Raw genomic sequence first — 15,888 nt, forward strand, 5'->3', positions numbered from 1 at the left:
GGGGATGACGGAAAATGCGTTTGCGACTTGACAGCATGCAGGTGAACGTCTTTACGTTTACGTAAAGGAGAAATTCCGATGCCACTGTCCCGCCCCGCAGAACGCGAACACATCCATACCCGCACGGTGACCTGTCAGGGGTTCCGGCGCAAAGACGGCCTTTGGGATATCGAAGGCCACATCACCGATGTCAAAACCTATGGTTTTTCCAATCATGATCGTGGTGAAATCCCTGCTGGCGAGCCGGTCCACGGGATGTGGATACGTGTTACCATTGGCGATGATCTTGTGATTCGCGAGGTCGAGGCGGTGACCGACTTTGCCCCGTTTTCGGCCTGCGATGCGATTGCCCCGAATTACGAAAAGCTTGTCGGTTTGAAGCTTGGCCCAGGCCTGCGCAAACAGATCCGCGACCGGGTAGGGGGCGTTCATGGCTGTACGCATCTGAATGAATTGATGGGACCTGTTGCGACCACCGCGTTTCAGACAGTCTTCCCGATCCTTGCCAAGGAATCCCTGCAGGCACGCGATGAAAACGATGAAAAACCGCCACGACGCAATCCCTTGATCAATACCTGCCATGGCTGGCGCAGTGACGGGCCCGCCGTCAAACGGATATCTCCTGAACTCTATACCGGTGACGATTAACGGGGGCGTCTTGCAAGTGCATCTGTGCGGTCCAATATCCAAATGGTCCGTAACGTGTAATTGTCAGGTGGCGTGTGTTCATGTTGCGCCGGTGTGGAAACGCCAATAACGAGAAAGATTGCAAAGGCTTCTTGCACCCGTTTGAAATGGCGGTGTTCTGTTGTTGCGTGACTGCCATTTTGCTTCTGATATCATCCTGGGCGACCGCGCATGATCTTGCATCGCCACAGGCAGAAGCCGGACAAGCCAATGTTGATGGACAGGATGGCTTCCTGATCTTGCAGACCAACCTGCACCCCCCCTATCAGGAACTTCAGAACGGCATACTCAGCGGATATTCGGTTTCGATCCTGAATTGTGTGTTTGATCGGCTTGATATTGGCTATGGGCTGGCGATTGCCCCCCGTCAACGCAACCGCGAAATGGTGCGCACCGGCAAGGCGGACGGGTTCTTTTTGGCCCGCATCAGCGACGCGATGGACGAATATGCCGTGGCGTCAAATCCGTTGGCGCTTGAAAAATGGGTATGGGTGTCGCCCGCGATCAAATCGGACGATCCCCGTGTCAGTCGGCGGCCAAAGCCCGGTGATTTTTCTACAGTCGGGGCGATACTGGGATCGAACGAGGCCGAATGGCTGCTTGAACAGGGTTACACGGATGTCATGCGGGTACCTTCGATTGCATCACTGGTTGGGCAAGTCGCCGCAGGTCGGGTCGAATATGCCCTTGTCGATAAGCACAGTTTTGAATTCGCCCGTAAGGAACTACAACTGACAGCCGATAAGTTCCGGATGCAGTTCGAGCGCTATGTGCCACTGGTTGTGTATTTTTCCAAACATTACGTTGCGACTTTCCCGCGGCTGCTTGATGACCTCAATGCTGTTTTGGAATTTTGTGAAACCCGCCCGATGCATTTGGAAGCCTGGGAACGCGAAGCAATCCAGAATGTTCAACTACCCGGTATTCGCCAGTTTGCAAGTTCCCCGGAACTTTTGGGCCATGTTTTTAACCAGTTGGATGGGACAGAGATACAGAGTGCTGATCAAAAACACCTGACCGATCAAGAATGGATCACGCTGGCGCGCGAAGGTGCCGCCAGTGCAATTGCGACGGAAATCCTTGGCAATGAGTTGTCAAAATACCTTCGCACGTTTCAGGCCAGTATTGGCGAACAAGTGGCAGAGGCATTCGTTTTTGACACCCATGGTCAGATCATCGGCATGAGCCGCCTGACATCGGATTTTGATCAGAGTGACGAAGCCCAGTTTCAGATGATCGATAGCCTTAATCGTGAAAAGGCACTGATCACCGATATTTGGTATGACGCCTCGACCCGTGCGTTCCTGTCGCAAATCACGGTGCCGATCATTGACCCGGATAGTGGTCAGACGCTTGCCGCCCTGACGGTGGGCCTGAACGTTTCCGCAGCACTGCGTCCGGAAAGCTGAAATCACCTATCGGCAAATCGCCCGGATTACTTGCCGGGCGGCTCGGAAATTTCAATCGCGATATTACTGTACCAGTCTGCCGCGGCCTGCATCTCCGCATCCGTCAGGTCCTTGGCAATCGGTGTCATGACGTCATGAACCCGCTTGCCGGTGCGAAACGCCTTGAGTTGCGTTTCGATATAAATGTTGGTCTCGCCCGCCAGATTGGGGGCGTCTTCCAGTGTTGAAATGCCATTCGCACTATGACAGCCAACGCAAAGTTCGGGTGCATCGTTTTCGGATGTGTCCGCGGGCAGGGTGCCTGATACCTCGAAATGGCTGAACCAAAGTGCAACCTTGCTGATCTGATCATCAGACAGGCCGCTTGCCACCACGGTCATCATTTCATGTTCACGTTCGCCGGTCTTGAAGGCATTTAGCTGGGCGATCAGATAATCGACCGGCTCGCCGCCGATATGCGGCGCAATCGGAATGCGTGCCAGACCATCAAGCCCGTGACAGGTACGGCACATTCCGGCAACCTTGCGGCCATCCTGAAGGGCGTCGGCATCTGGCGTGGGCGTATCTTGGGCCGCCACATTGGATACGCCCCCGGCGGACAAAAGCCCGCCGAGGAGTGCGATCATAAATCTGCGCATCAATTGCTCTCATACCAGATGCGATACAGCGCACCGGCCAGATCATCGGAAACAAGGATCGAGCCATCACGCAATTGGGCAACGTCAACCGGACGTCCAAGATATTCTTCGTTCTCGTCAATCCAGCCTTCGGCAAATGGTTCGATGGTGGCGTTACCTTCATCGTCAATGAAGGTGACCATCACCCGCGCGCCCACCGGGGTTGTGCGGTTCCACGACCCATGCTGGGCCGAAAAGATCGCGTTCTTGTATTTGGCGGGGAACATGTTGCCGGTGTAGAAGCTCATGCCAAGGTCGGCGGCATGGGCCACGGTTTCAACCGCAGGCATGACCACATCATACGGCACTTCCTGACCAGCATATTCATTGGTGCGGACATCACCGCCGCCATACCAAGGATGGCCAAAATGTTGGCCAGCTGCGGTTTGATGGTTGATCTCGCCGGGCGGGATATCATCGCCCATGCCATCAACCTGGTTATCGGTCCACCACAGCTCACCTGTGACCGGATGGAAGTCATGACCAACGGAGTTGCGCACCCCGTATGTGTAGACTTCGCGGCCGGTGCCATCGGTATTGATGCGGATGATGCCACCAATTCCCCACTCGCGATAAAGATCCAGCTTGTCTTCCGGCGCCACGTTGAATGGCTGACCAAGCGAGATATAAAGTTTCCCGTCCGGGCCGATCTTGCAAACGCGCGCGGTGTGGTTATAGCTTTCCTCGGCTGGCGGGATCAGATCACCCTGCTTGACCACGTTAAAGGCCGCGACATCCGGGCTTTCATAGAAAAACTCGGCCGCCGGGAATACCAGAACACGGTTCTGTTCGGCGATATAAAGGAACCCGTCCGACGAGAAGCACGGACCGTTCGGGATGCTAAATCGAAGCGACGGGGCAAAGTCCTTTACCTCGTCGGCGACACGGTCCTTGTTGCGGTCTGTGACTGACCACACCTTGTCCTTGCGCGTGCCGACAAAGGTCACAACCCCCTGTGGCCCGACGGCAATATGGCGGGCATCGGGGACAATGGCATAAAGACCGATCTTGAAACCATCAGGAAGCTTGATGCGCTCAAGGGTCTTTTTGATCCCTTCGGCGTAATCACCACCCTGTTCGATGACGGTGAATTCTGTCGTTCCGGTTGATTGGAAGTTGGAGAGTTTTTCAAGATTGTCCGGCGCAGGTGCTTGCGCATAGGCGGTTCCGGACATGGCAAGCGCAATGCTCGCCATTAGAAGGCGTTTCGTCATTACGTAGTCCTCCCGATTGTCGCGGATGCCATTGACCGGCATCCGTGCCGCGCGAATTTCACCATTCGCACGGCTTGTGTATAAGCATTGCGCCTAATCGGGATGAACGTCTAGGTTGATTTCATTATGTGGAATTATTCTTAATTGTTTTTGTTAGCCAGTGCGGTTTCGTATTCCGCTGGTGTCATGGTTTTGAGTGCCAGCGCATGCAGGCGATCCTTCAGCAACGCATCAAGCGCGCCATATACAAGGCGTTGACGATTGACGCGGTTCTCGCCTTCGAATTTTTCGGAAACCACAAGAACAGAAAAATGGGACTCGCCACGCGGGTCTGCACCGGCATGACCGGCATGTTTGGACGAATCATCATTGATCTGTAGTTCGACCGGGCTGAACTGTTCGGTCAGGATGTCACGGATCTGGTTGGCGACCTGCATGGTAAGGGCCTCTGTTTTCTGGTGATGTTTGCAGATTGCTGCAAAAACGTTTCTTTACGTCACGTTCTGTCATGCGGTGACCGTTTTTCAAGCCTTTTATCGCATTTAAAGCGCCCGTATGATATTGCGCGCATCGAATTTTCAGAACATATAGACGCAAATGAACCGAGGACACCGCAACAAGCGCAAGACGCTCTACCATGAAGAACCCGTTCTGCCGGAATGTGACTGGCCGGAATGTGACGGGCATGGGGAATTCCGTGCGCCCAAGGATCGCAAGTTGCGCGACTATTACAAGTTCTGTCTGGAACATGTCCGCGAATACAACAAGTCCTGGAACTATTATGCCGGCATGAAGGCCGAGGATATCGAAAACGACATGCGTCGCGATACCCACTGGCAACGCCCGACATGGCAGTTCGGTCATATCCGCGGATCAAAAAAACCGTTCAATTTCAAATTCAAGGACGGGTTCGGCTTCTTTAATGAAGACGGCGACCAGACCCATCATGGCCCCGGCGCCGAAGCCAGGGCTAATGCCGAGCGCAAACGCAAAAGTGAAGAAGCCCAGCGTCGCGCCGGTGCCATGGGCATGCCTGCCGAACAGCAAGAGGCCATGGCGACCCTTGATCTGGGCTGGCCCTTCACCCGCGATGAACTCAAGACGAAATACAAGGCACTTTCCAAAAAGTACCACCCTGATGCCAATGGCGGCGACAAGGCGGCCGAGGAACGGTTCAAGCGGATCAGTGCGGCCTATACGTCACTCACACGCTATATCCGTGATCTTGAAGCGCGTGTGACACTTTAGCTTTCTGGCTAATTTTCTGCGAAATTTGATCAAAACCGGTCTATCTGGTTGCAGTTTGCGTATCTCGAAGGTCTTATCGACCAAACCTTTTGCGATAATAGATATTTTTTGCGCATCTTCCCTTTGTGTGATGCGTCATAACCGCTATTAATGAGCAAGTTTAACGAAACGACCGCGTCACCAGCGCCGGTCCGAAAAACGCGCGAGTACTTATGAGCCAAGGTTACGAAGCGAGCGGTGCAGCGGCAGAACATCCGCTTGATACACCCGACATCACCATTTCCGTCCGTGAAACGTTCGGGATTGATATCGATATGGAAGTCCCGGCATTCAGTCAGGGCAGCGAACATGTGCCGGCGATTGATCCGACCTATCGTTTTGATCGCGACACCACGATGGCGATCCTGGCGGGTTTTGCCCATAACCGCCGCGTGATGATCCAGGGGTATCACGGCACCGGTAAGTCGACCCATATCGAACAGGTGGCAGCGCGTCTGAACTGGCCGTGCGTGCGTGTAAACCTTGATAGCCACATCAGCCGTATCGACCTGATCGGTAAGGACGCGATTGTTTTGCGTGATGGCAAACAGATCACCGAATTCCGCGAAGGCATTTTGCCTTGGGCGCTCAAACGCCCTGTCGCGATGGTGTTTGATGAATATGATGCCGGTCGCCCGGATGTGATGTTCGTGATCCAGCGCGTGCTTGAAGTTGATGGCAAGCTCACCCTTCTTGATCAGAACAAGGTCATCCACCCGCATTCGCATTTCCGCCTGTTTGCGACCTCGAACACGGTCGGTCTTGGCGATACCACGGGCCTTTACCACGGTACTCAGCAGATCAACCAGGCCCAGATGGACCGTTGGTCGATCATTGCGACGTTGAATTATCTGTCGGTCGAAGACGAAACCAACATCGTCACCGCCAAGGTTCCGGCATTTGATACTGCCGAAGGCCGCCAGAAGATCGAGGCAATGGTTGCCCTTGCCAACCTGACACGTCAGGGCTTTGTAGCCGGTGATATCTCAACCGTCATGAGTCCGCGTACCGTGATCACGCTTGCCGAAAACGCCAAGATTTTTGGCGACGTTTCCTATGCCTTCCGCGTAACGTTCCTTAACCGTTGCGATGAAGTCGAACGTCCGATTTTGGCGGAATATTACCAGCGTTGCTTTGGTGAAGAACTGCCTGAGGAAGCCATTAATGTAATGGTCCGCTAAGGCGTGGCTCTTAAGCAGATTGGCGAACTGGTTCCACAAGCGAGTAGTGCGATGAAGAATGATGAGGCTCTTTCCGGCTTCTTGCGCGGCACGGCAGCGACGTTTCGTGCGCTTGCCGGGCGCAATGATCTGGAAGTCGGCTTTGTCAAAGGCGGGCGTCCGGGCGGCTATGGTGAACATGTGCGTTTGCCGATGCCCAAACAGTCCATGCCCAAGGATGAAGTCGCCGATCTGCGCGGTGTTGCCGATGGCTGGGCGCTTAAGATGCGTCACCATGATGCGACCCTGCACGCCAAGCGCATGCCCGAAACCGCCGAGGCTCAGGCTGTTTACGATGCGCTTGAAACTGCTCGTGTCGAAGCAGTTGGTTCGCGGTATTTCCCCGGTGTGCGCAAAAACCTTCGCGAACATGCCGAACAGGATTGCCATGCCAAGAACTATCACCGTGTGACCTCACGCGACGATGCCCCCTTTGCTGATGCCATCGGCATGCTGGCGCGTGAAATCTTTACCGGTGAAAAGGCCCCTGAATCCGCCGGTCCGCTGATTGACCTGTGGCGTTCACATATCGAAGAAAATGCCGGTTCAGACCTGAGCAACCTGCGCGATCTGCTCGATGACCAGGATGCCTTTGCACGCGGCATGCGCAAATTGCTTGATCACCTTTCGCTTGAAGACGACCTCGATGATGCCCCGCCCGAACAGGAAGGCGAGGATGACGAGCAAAAAGACGGCGAAAACGACCCCGATCAGGAAGACATGGAAAGTCAGGGCGGCCAGCAGGGCCAGAATGACGATTCCGAACCTGATGGCAGCGATGATCAAACCGACGCCGGTTCCGAAGAAGCCGAAGCCGGTGAAGGCGACATCGACGACCAGCAGCTTGAAGCCATGTCGCAGGAAGAAAAGCCTGCCGGACCGGGCGAGCAGCCGGAATTTGATGGCCGCAACGAGCCGGTCGAACGCGGCTATGAACCGTTTACCCGCGAATTTGACGAGGTCGTCACCGCAGATGATCTGTGTGAAAACCTCGAACTGTCGCGTCTGCGCGCCATGCTTGATAAGCAGCTGGCCAATCTTCAGAACGTGGTTTCCAAGCTTGCCAACCGTCTGCAACGCCGCCTGATGGCGCAGCAGAACCGTGGGTGGGACTTCGACCTTGAAGAAGGCATTCTTGATGCCGCCAAGCTGGCCCGCATCGTCTCGACCCCGTCGACGTCACTGTCGTTCAAGCAGGAACAGGATACCGATTTCCGCGATACGGTGGTGACGCTTCTGATCGATAATTCCGGCTCCATGCGCGGCCGTCCGATCACGATTGCCGCCCTGTCGGCTGATATTCTGGCCCGTACGCTGGAACGTTGTGGCGTTAAGGTCGAAATCCTTGGTTTCACCACCCGTCAGTGGAAAGGTGGCCAGTCGCGCGAAAGCTGGGTCGAGGCCGGAAAACCGCCGAAGCCCGGTCGTCTGAACGATCTGCGGCACATCATCTACAAGGCTGCTGATACGCCGTGGCGTCGGGCGCGCAAGAACCTTGGTCTGATGCTGCGCGAAGGGCTGCTTAAGGAAAACATCGACGGCGAAGCACTGCTTTGGGCGCATGAACGTCTTCTGGGTCGTACCGAACAACGCCGGATCATGATGGTGATTTCCGATGGTGCGCCGGTCGATGACTCGACCCTTTCGGTCAATTCCGGAAACTATCTGGAACGCCATCTGCGCGAAGTGATCGAATGGATCGAAACCAGATCACCGGTCGAACTTCTGGCGATCGGTATCGGCCATGACGTGACGCGCTATTACCGTCGTGCGGTCACGATCAACGATCCGGAAGAACTCGGTGGCACCATGCTGCGTGAATTGTCCGACCTGTTTGACGAACAAGGCGCGCGTCAACCCAAACGCCCGATGCGCCATGTGCCCGCCGATAACGCGCAGGCCCGCGATCACGCCACAGGCGATCGCGACCGCTGGTAAGGGCAGGGGTGCTTGAAGGATGACCGCGATCACCCGCTTTGCACCAAGCCCGACCGGATATCTTCATCTCGGCCATGCGGCCTCGGCCCTGTTTTCTGCAAAACAGGCCGGGCCGGATGGCCGTTTTCTTTTGCGGATCGAAGATATCGACCAAACCCGGTGCCGCCCGGAATATCTTGATGCGATCTATGAAGATCTCGCCTGGCTTGACCTTGAATGGGAAGTGCCGGTCCGGGTGCAGTCCGATTACTTCGCCGATTATCAAGCGGTGCTGGATCGCTTGTCGGATATGGAATTGCTCTATCCGTGCTTTTGCACCCGCAAGGATATTCAGGCAGAAATAGCCCGCATCGGCAACGCACCACACGGCCCGGATGGCGCGCTTTATCCCGGTACCTGCCGACAGTGTTCGCCAACCGAACGCAAGGATCGCATTGCGGCCGGTGAAAGCTATGCACTTCGCCTTGATATGGCTGCGGCGATCAAACGGGTCGGCAAGGAACTGACATGGTTTGATCGCGCTGCGGGCAAACAGATCGCCACCCCGGAAATCTTTGGTGATGTAGTTCTGGCGCGCAAGGATACCCCGACCAGCTATCATATCTCGGTTACCCATGATGATGATCTGCAGGGCATAACCCTCGTCACCCGCGGTGAGGATCTGTTTTTTGCCAGCCACCTGCATCGTTTGTTGCAGGAATTGCTGGGCTATGACGTGCCGGAATATCACCATCACGGGCTTCTGACCGGGCCGGATGGCAAACGCTTTGCCAAGCGTGACAAATCCAGGACGCTCAGATCCATGCGCGAAGAAGGGATGTTGTCCGCCGACGTGATCAAACTGGCTGATCAATTCTGATTGACCGGGGCTCGGCGGTGATCTCTTAGTAAGCCTTAATATTTTGTGTTTTTCATATTCCCGTTGTCGTTGATTATTACCTCCGTATAGGATGTTTTGATCGAACGATGATGTCGGGGGCACAAGACCAGATGAAAAAAGATGCTGGCTTGGTTAGGGGAATTGCGAAACGCATTCTCGACCCGGGCATAGAAATGAGTACCGGGGAAGAGTTGAACGGAAAGGTTCAGCGAGACCTTCTTGATCTGGCCTATCGCAATAACTGGGCTAACATTCTGGTCAATCTGGCCGCTGGCACCAGCATGGTTGCGATGTTCTGGCTGCGCGGCGATTTGCGCGCCGAAACCGTTATCTGGCTTCTGGCCGTCACCTTGATTTGCAGCATTCGGCTTTGGGGTGGGTATCTCTATCACCTGACGCGTGAAAACAGTACGGAGCTCTCCTCTGATCTGCTTCGAAAATGGCGCTTTCGCTATCAGATCGGGGTGATTGTCACCGGACTGCTATGGTCCATGGTTGGTGCGATTGAAATTCCCGCTGTTCAGGGCGAAAGCCAGTTTCTGACCATGATCATCATTGCCGGTATGGCTGGGGGTGCCACGGGTATTCTTGCTCCTGTCTTCCTCGTCGGGCGCTTTTATCTGTGTGCGCTGCTATTGCCGCCAGCCGTGATCCTGTCGGTGATGGGGGATGCGAACTATATCCTGTCCGCCTTGGCGCTGGTGTTCCTGCTGGTGATGCTGGTTACACATCGCAACAATCACGCGGTTCTTTTCAGATCTTTTGTCCTCAAGCATCAAAATCAGGGGCTGGTCGAAGACCTAAGGCAGAAAAACCGGATTACCGAAAACTGGAATGCCACCCTTGAAGCGCGGGTCGAACAGCGCACAGAGGAGCTGCGCAATCTGGTCGAACACGATGCCCTGACCGGTATTCTTAACCGTGACGGGATTGTCGCGTGGTTCGAGCACAAAAAGAGATCGGACGCGCTTCTGGATTACGCTGTGCTGTTTATTGATCTCGACCGGTTCAAACAGATCAATGATGGCCTCAGTCACGCGATTGGTGATGAAGTTCTGCGTGCTGTCAGCATGCGGCTTCGGGAATGTGTTGATGACCGCCATGCGTTGGGGCGTTGGGGCGGGGATGAGTTTCTGATCGTTCTGGCCGCCCCGCATGAAGAGCTTCACCCACTGGTCGAAACCACGGTTGAACTGGCTCAGCGCGCGGTTAATCAGCCGATCAATATTGTCGGTCATACACTGCATGTCGGGTTCAGTACCGGCGTTGCCTTTTCATCCGGACGTAATCCGTCGATATCGGAACTGATCCACTGGGCGGATCTGGCCGCGGCCGAGGTCAAGCGATCCGGTCGTGGCAGTGTGCATAACTACGACAAGATGCTGCTGACGGAACAGGAACGTCGCCTGAGCGTGACACAGGCGCTGCGACGGGCGCTGAGTGCCGATGAATTTTATATCGAGTACCAGCCGGTCATTGATGCAACCCGTGGCGACATCATTGCCTACGAGGCGCTTTTACGCTGGAACAGCGCGGTGCTTGGTACTGTTCCACCCGATGAATTCATTCCGATTGCCGAGGAAAGTGCGCTCATCGTTGATATCGGGGAATGGTGCATGCGGCGCGCCTGCCAGACCCTCCATGACAATACCGAGATTCCGGTTACCACGAAAATTGCCATCAACGTCTCGATCCGTCAGATCGTGATGCCGAATTTTCCCGATATGGTTTCGCGCATCCTGCCGGAAACTGGTCTTGCATCAAATCGGTTGGTTTTGGAAGTCACGGAATCGATCTTTGAAAAACGCCAGACGTCCCAGATTTCCGCCGTGCTTGATCATCTGCACGCGATGGAAGTTGGTATTCATATTGATGATTTCGGGACCGGGTATTCATCCTTGTCGCGCCTGCATGAAATTCATGTGGATGCGGTCAAGATCGACAAGTCCTTTGTCTTGTCGATGGATGAAAATGCCCGCGTGGTGATCGAGGCGGCAATCCTGATCGCTCATCGCTTTGGTCTTAAGGTCATTGCCGAGGGGATCGAGACGCCGCAACAGCGTGCGGAACTCCACGCGATGGGGGTAGATGCCTATCAGGGATATTTCTTTGCCCGTCCGGGGCAACTCCCGTGTCGCGACATTCACTGGCAAACTGATCCGGATTTGCCGACCTGAGGCTGTTTCTTTGGAGCTGGCGCAAAAAAAAACGGCCTGCCGTAAGCGTGGCAAGCCGTTCACAGTCCTGTTCTGCTGGGGGACAGAATCAGCGGCTAAAATCAATCAGAACAAGGAAGCTGACCGGCACAAGCGCCAGCGCGACATAAATCCAGAAGGATGCGATCGGAACGCCGAACGCGGCAAGAACATAACCGGCAAGATAAAGTGCCAAGCCGATTACAGCGACCAGCAGAATGCCCAAAAGCGGCAGAGAAACTTTGCTATCTGATTTCATGTCCCGTCATGCTCCCGAAACGGATTTCTTAACTCATGGTGTCGAACCTACCATGCTGTGCGCGTAGGCGTTTTGATCCGTATCAATAAACGCGACAGATTGAATCCAAAGGCTGTTGCAGGCATCAAGCAGGGTACTCTTATTATATAAACACAGAGAATCGATTGTTCGCCCTGTGTCAGAATGGCGCAATTGCCTGTAAATGGGGTCTTTGTTATTGTCGCCCCGGTTTGGAAAACATCAGATTCCGTGCGGTTGAGTTGGGCAAATACCGGCACAAACCAAGGATTATCGTCAAAACAGCTCTGATAAGCGTTTTTGTCGCGGTTTTCGGTTGATGAAGGCTTGACGGCATGGGTTAGAGGCGGTAATAACCCGCTTCCAAGCGCGGGCCTGCATGTTCAGGCCAAGCGTCCTTTTGCGAATTTATAGACCAGGAGATCAGGTCATGGCACGTCGCTGCCCGGTATCCGGCAAAGGCGTTTTGGTCGGCATGAATGTGAGCCACGCCCACAATCGTACCAAACGTCGTTTCCTCCCGAACCTGCAGCCGACCTCGCTGCTTAGTGAGTCGCTCGGTCGTTCGGTGCGTCTGCGTCTGACCACCAATGCTGTCCGCACCATCGAAAAACGTGGTGGTCTGGATGCGTATCTGCTCAGCACTGCAAATGCAAAGCTGCCGGCAGATTTGGTGAAAATCAAACGCCAGGTCGCCAAAGCTGTTGAAGCAAAAGCTGCCTAATTAAGGCTTCTGCTTTACAGACAGAATTTACGAAGGCTCGCTTTTTAGCGGGCCTTTCGTTTTTTTCGGCTCTGGGCTTGGGCAACCGATGCATCGGTTCGGGGACAGCAGACAGGCTGCCAGACATCGTCGGGCGGCTTTTTTTGTGCCGTGCCGTACTGCAGTTATCCAAGGGTTCCTTAGGTTGGGCAAGGGTACTGTCTCAATAAACGCGACTCGGCAGAACACGAGCTTTGCGCTTTTGGAAATTTGCTCTATACTTTGCTCTATCAGTGGTTTACGTCGCCGTGTCGCCCGGTTTGGTGAAACGTCATGATATGTTCATCAACAGCGATTCCCGGACCTGCTAAATAAGGCAAGCGACTCGGTAAACACGGTGGAGCGGATGGTATGCATTTATCGCCCAATGCGTGTCCGGCACTTGTTCTTAACGCCGATTTTCGGCCGTTGAGCTACTTCCCGCTATCTCTTTGGTCATGGCAGGATACGCTCAAGGCAGTCTTTCTTGAACGCGTCGATGTTCTGTCCGAATACGACCGCGAAGTACGTTCTCCTTCCTTTAAAATGCGCCTGCCGAGCGTTATCTCGCTCAAGGAATATGTCCCGCTCAAAAGCAGCCCGGCCTTTACCCGGTTTAACGTCTTTTTGCGCGATGAATTTTCCTGTCAATATTGCGGTGACCGCCTGCCGACAAATGAGCTGACCTTTGATCATGTCATCCCGCGTGCGCGCGGTGGACGAACCAATTGGGAAAACATCGTCACGGCCTGTTCTGACTGCAACCTGTTTAAGGGCAGTCGATCGGTGCGTGAGGCCGGCCTGCGACTGCGCAGGACGCCGGGACAGCCCTCGATGCACGAACTTCAGACCACAGGACGCCGTTTCCCGCCAAACTATCTTCACGAAAGTTGGCGGGATTTTTTATACTGGGATACCGAACTGGAATACGACTTCTAGTCGACACCAAAACTTTTACAAAGTTCAGCTTGGCAACAATGAAGCCGACGGCAGGACCGTCGGCTTCATTGTATTCGCTGGTTCAAGAAAACTTACAGATCGAGGGTAAGCTTTAGAAGTGCCGTACGTCCTTCGCCATAGCCGCAGGCCGTGGCTGAACTGCAACCTGCGACATATTCCTTGTCAAACAGGTTGCTGACATTGAGGCTGAGGTTCCACTGGTTCTCAACGCCGTAGCCAAGGCCCGCGTCAAACAATGTTGCTGCCGGTACTTCGTATTGGTTGGCCTCGTCCGCATAGGATGCGCCTTGATAGCGTACACCACCACCTAGGCGAAGGCCGCTGAGCGTGCCCTGACGGATGGTGTAATCGAGACCAAGGGTCGCCATTTCAGTCGGGACGGTGACCGGTTGCTTACCAATCACACTCGCGTCTTCGTCCTTGGTAACTTCAAGGTCGTAGGCAGTTGCGCTAGCGCTGAGCAGAAGGTTCTCAGTGATGTTCGCCTTGGCCTCAAACTCGATACCCTGTGAGTTAACTTCACCAAGCTGACGCTCGTTCTGGAAGGTGCCGGTAATCACGTTCTGACGGGTCAGGTCAAATACAGCAACCGTGAACAGGCCGTCGAAGCTATTGGGGACGTATTTCAGGCCTGCTTCATACTGGCTGCCGGTTTCCGGTTCATACACCCCTTGGGAGCTTGAACCGAGAACCGGGTTAAAGAACGTTGCAGCGCTTACATACGGGGTCAGACCATTGTCGAAGGTATATGCCAAGCCAGCGCGACCGCTCCACTCACCTGTGGTTTCGCTATAGTTGTTGTACCGGGAAATCGGATCGTCACCATCGGTTTTGACATAATCATAGCGACCATTCAGCGTCGTAATCCAGCCGTCACCAAATCGGATTTGATCCTGTGCATAGACACCGACCTGGTTCATGACAATGTCCTGATCGAGATAGGCAGATCGTGCGACCTGTGCGGTGCCATGTACGGGATTCAGCGGATCAATATCGGTACCTGCGCCGGAATATTCTTTGCGCGACATATCAAACCGCTTTAGGTCGATGCCACCAAGCAATGTGTGATCAAGTGCACCGGTCTCAAAGCGTTGTTCGAGCTGGCTATCAAGACCGATGGATGTGATCTGGGTGCGGTGTTCGAACCCCCAGCGATCAAGGTCGTAATTGGTGGTTGTCGGTGACGTTCCACCGGTGGCATAGCCACTTGGGTAGTAGTAAATCTCATGAATGTCTGCATGTCCGATCCGCGCATTCTGGCGGAAGGTTAGGTCGTCATTGAGATCGTGTTCAAGTTCGTAACCGACCATAGCCTGACGGCGCAGGTTTTTATCAAGGTCGGGTTCAGAGAAGTTGGTTTCCGGATCAATCTTGCCATAAGGCGCATCTTTGGCAGTGCCGAAATAGGGCAGGAAACCAAGGCCGCCATTATGCTTGCCGTCCACGAAGGTAAAGCTGCTAAGCAGGGTCAGACTGGTGTCTTCGTTCGGCGTCCAGGCGAAGCTTGGTGCAACCGTCCCCTGGAAACCTTCATTGTCGTCGGCCTGTTCGTCGCCATTGGTAAAGTTACCGGTCAGGCGGTATGCTGCAACGTCACTAAGCTTGTCGCTGAAATCGATGCCTGTGCCATATTTCCCAGTCTCGGTGACGGAAAACTCAAGACGGCGCAGTGGCACATCGGTCGGGCGTTTGCTGACATAGTTTACCATGCCGCCGGGATTGGTGCTGCCATACAGGACAGAGGCGGCACCGCGAAGAACTTCTACCCGTTCAAGATTGTAATCATTGACCAAGAATGCGCCAAAGCCATAGGCGTAGTTTTGCAAGCCATCAAGATAAGCTCCGCTCTGGGTTGCTTCAAAGCCACGAATGAAGAACCAGTTGGTATCCGTGTCGGAGCCATAAGGCTGGGTGAATACGCCAGCGGTATATCGCAATGCTTCATCGACTTTGTCGACACCGCGGCTGTCCATCTCTTTGCGGCCGATAACGGATACGGATTGCGGGATTTCCTCAATGGCGGTGCCGGTTTTTGAGCCGGTTGAACTGTGTGTAGCAACATATCCGCTTACAGGAGCATGTGCAGGCTCTGCTTCGGACTCAATGATCAGAGGTTTAAGGGTAGTGCTTTCGCCGTCACGTTCTGTCGCGTCATCTGCAGACTGCGCCAGCGCAAAATCGGGTGCGGCAAAAACCAACGCAAGTGCCGTACCCAGCAAAAGGGTTGAAGACAATTTCTGTCCTGTAAAACGCATTTGGGATTCCCTGTATCGGTTGTCTTTGACGACGACCTGTCGGGCGGGAACCGGCGGGCCATCTATGATGATGGCCTTTTCGATATCACGCGGTGGGGGATGGAATATTGAACCGGATTTCGGCGTATTGAACGGAATTTGGCTTAA

14 protein-coding genes are annotated in these 15,888 nt (G+C 54.3%); 9 read left to right on the top strand and 5 right to left on the bottom strand.

Translation table 11 applies throughout. The features are described from left to right. The first annotated feature begins 78 nt into the window (after nucleotides 1–78). Both TH2_RS07945 and TH2_RS07950 read left to right on the top strand, forming a co-directional pair. Nucleotides 79–648 carry a DUF2889 domain-containing protein gene (locus tag TH2_RS07945; RefSeq protein WP_008889898.1) on the top strand — a complete coding sequence of 190 codons (570 nt, stop codon included), beginning with the start codon at nucleotides 79–81 and terminating at the stop codon, nucleotides 646–648. Nucleotides 649–815: 167 nt separating this feature from the next. Beyond that, on the top strand, nucleotides 816–2,096 hold the full coding sequence (locus TH2_RS07950; protein WP_157193933.1) for a transporter substrate-binding domain-containing protein: 1,281 nt from the start codon (nucleotides 816–818) through the stop codon (nucleotides 2,094–2,096). Nucleotides 2,097–2,122: 26 nt separating this feature from the next. Here the strand turns inward: TH2_RS07950 and TH2_RS07955 are convergent, their stop codons facing one another. From TH2_RS07955 to TH2_RS07965, 3 genes are all read right to left on the bottom strand, one after another. Then, a complete protein-coding gene (locus TH2_RS07955; protein WP_008889900.1) occupies nucleotides 2,123–2,734 on the bottom strand; it encodes a c-type cytochrome in 612 nt (203 codons plus the stop codon). Continuing rightward, the gene (locus tag TH2_RS07960) at nucleotides 2,734–3,987 is read right to left on the bottom strand and encodes a PQQ-dependent sugar dehydrogenase (protein ID WP_008889901.1); all 1,254 of its coding nucleotides are present in this window, start codon (nucleotides 3,985–3,987) and stop codon (nucleotides 2,734–2,736) included. The genes TH2_RS07955 and TH2_RS07960 overlap by 1 nt, the downstream gene beginning before the upstream one ends. Before the next feature lie 140 nt (nucleotides 3,988–4,127). Then, nucleotides 4,128–4,424, bottom strand: a complete 297-nt coding sequence (locus tag TH2_RS07965) for a BolA family protein (protein ID WP_008889902.1) — start codon at nucleotides 4,422–4,424, stop codon at nucleotides 4,128–4,130. 160 nt (nucleotides 4,425–4,584) lie between these two features. Here TH2_RS07965 and TH2_RS07970 point away from each other — a divergent pair, with 160 nt between their 5' ends. From TH2_RS07970 to TH2_RS07990, 5 genes are all read left to right on the top strand, one after another. Next, nucleotides 4,585–5,235 carry a DnaJ domain-containing protein gene (locus TH2_RS07970; RefSeq protein WP_008889903.1) on the top strand — a complete coding sequence of 217 codons (651 nt, stop codon included), beginning with the start codon at nucleotides 4,585–4,587 and terminating at the stop codon, nucleotides 5,233–5,235. 212 nt (nucleotides 5,236–5,447) lie between these two features. Continuing rightward, nucleotides 5,448–6,455 (top strand): cobaltochelatase subunit CobS, encoded by a 1,008-nt coding sequence (cobS, locus tag TH2_RS07975; protein ID WP_008889904.1) that lies wholly within the window; start codon nucleotides 5,448–5,450, stop codon nucleotides 6,453–6,455. Nucleotides 6,456–6,506: 51 nt separating this feature from the next. Then, entirely contained in the window at nucleotides 6,507–8,432 is a 1,926-nt protein-coding gene (gene cobT, locus TH2_RS07980; protein WP_008889905.1) for a cobaltochelatase subunit CobT, read from the top strand. 19 nt (nucleotides 8,433–8,451) lie between these two features. Then, nucleotides 8,452–9,291, top strand: a complete 840-nt coding sequence (gene gluQRS / locus TH2_RS07985) for a tRNA glutamyl-Q(34) synthetase GluQRS (RefSeq protein WP_008889906.1) — start codon at nucleotides 8,452–8,454, stop codon at nucleotides 9,289–9,291. Between the two features lie 194 nt (nucleotides 9,292–9,485). Then, nucleotides 9,486–11,489, top strand: coding sequence for a putative bifunctional diguanylate cyclase/phosphodiesterase (locus tag TH2_RS07990; RefSeq protein ID WP_238538673.1), 2,004 nt, complete (start codon nucleotides 9,486–9,488; stop codon nucleotides 11,487–11,489). 88 nt (nucleotides 11,490–11,577) lie between these two features. Here TH2_RS07990 and TH2_RS07995 read toward each other — a convergent pair whose 3' ends face one another. Beyond that, a complete protein-coding gene (locus TH2_RS07995) occupies nucleotides 11,578–11,766 on the bottom strand; it encodes a hypothetical protein (protein WP_008889908.1) in 189 nt (62 codons plus the stop codon). A gap of 448 nt (nucleotides 11,767–12,214) precedes the next feature. On the opposite strand from TH2_RS07995, the gene rpmB reads away from it, so the two are divergent. Together rpmB and TH2_RS08005 are read left to right on the top strand one after the other, a co-directional pair. Next, nucleotides 12,215–12,508, top strand: coding sequence for a 50S ribosomal protein L28 (gene rpmB / locus TH2_RS08000; RefSeq protein ID WP_008889909.1), 294 nt, complete (start codon nucleotides 12,215–12,217; stop codon nucleotides 12,506–12,508). 390 nt (nucleotides 12,509–12,898) lie between these two features. After that, nucleotides 12,899–13,465 carry an HNH endonuclease gene (locus tag TH2_RS08005; protein WP_008889910.1) on the top strand — a complete coding sequence of 189 codons (567 nt, stop codon included), beginning with the start codon at nucleotides 12,899–12,901 and terminating at the stop codon, nucleotides 13,463–13,465. A 92-nt stretch (nucleotides 13,466–13,557) separates the two neighbouring features. Here TH2_RS08005 and TH2_RS08010 read toward each other — a convergent pair whose 3' ends face one another. Beyond that, the gene (locus TH2_RS08010) at nucleotides 13,558–15,720 is read right to left on the bottom strand and encodes a TonB-dependent siderophore receptor (protein WP_202949002.1); all 2,163 of its coding nucleotides are present in this window, start codon (nucleotides 15,718–15,720) and stop codon (nucleotides 13,558–13,560) included. Nucleotides 15,721–15,888: the final 168 nt, after the last annotated feature.

It is taken from the genome of Thalassospira profundimaris WP0211, assembly GCF_000300275.1.
In the GTDB taxonomy this organism is placed as follows: Bacteria; Pseudomonadota; Alphaproteobacteria; order Rhodospirillales; family Thalassospiraceae; genus Thalassospira; species Thalassospira profundimaris.

What these genes read in the sequence shown, in the direction of transcription:
- TH2_RS07945 (WP_008889898.1), top strand. Translation starts at nt 79, where the DNA reads ATGCCACTGTCCCGCCCCGCAGAACGCGAACACATCCATACCCGCACG.
- TH2_RS07955 (WP_008889900.1), bottom strand. Translation starts at nt 2,734, where the DNA reads ATGCGCAGATTTATGATCGCACTCCTCGGCGGGCTTTTGTCCGCCGGG.
- TH2_RS07960 (WP_008889901.1), bottom strand. Translation starts at nt 3,987, where the DNA reads ATGACGAAACGCCTTCTAATGGCGAGCATTGCGCTTGCCATGTCCGGA.
- TH2_RS07965 (WP_008889902.1), bottom strand. Translation starts at nt 4,424, where the DNA reads ATGCAGGTCGCCAACCAGATCCGTGACATCCTGACCGAACAGTTCAGC.
- TH2_RS07970 (WP_008889903.1), top strand. Translation starts at nt 4,585, where the DNA reads ATGAACCGAGGACACCGCAACAAGCGCAAGACGCTCTACCATGAAGAA.
- cobS (WP_008889904.1), top strand. Translation starts at nt 5,448, where the DNA reads ATGAGCCAAGGTTACGAAGCGAGCGGTGCAGCGGCAGAACATCCGCTT.
- cobT (WP_008889905.1), top strand. Translation starts at nt 6,507, where the DNA reads ATGAAGAATGATGAGGCTCTTTCCGGCTTCTTGCGCGGCACGGCAGCG.
- gluQRS (WP_008889906.1), top strand. Translation starts at nt 8,452, where the DNA reads ATGACCGCGATCACCCGCTTTGCACCAAGCCCGACCGGATATCTTCAT.
- TH2_RS07990 (WP_238538673.1), top strand. Translation starts at nt 9,486, where the DNA reads ATGAGTACCGGGGAAGAGTTGAACGGAAAGGTTCAGCGAGACCTTCTT.
- TH2_RS07995 (WP_008889908.1), bottom strand. Translation starts at nt 11,766, where the DNA reads ATGAAATCAGATAGCAAAGTTTCTCTGCCGCTTTTGGGCATTCTGCTG.
- rpmB (WP_008889909.1), top strand. Translation starts at nt 12,215, where the DNA reads ATGGCACGTCGCTGCCCGGTATCCGGCAAAGGCGTTTTGGTCGGCATG.
- TH2_RS08005 (WP_008889910.1), top strand. Translation starts at nt 12,899, where the DNA reads ATGCATTTATCGCCCAATGCGTGTCCGGCACTTGTTCTTAACGCCGAT.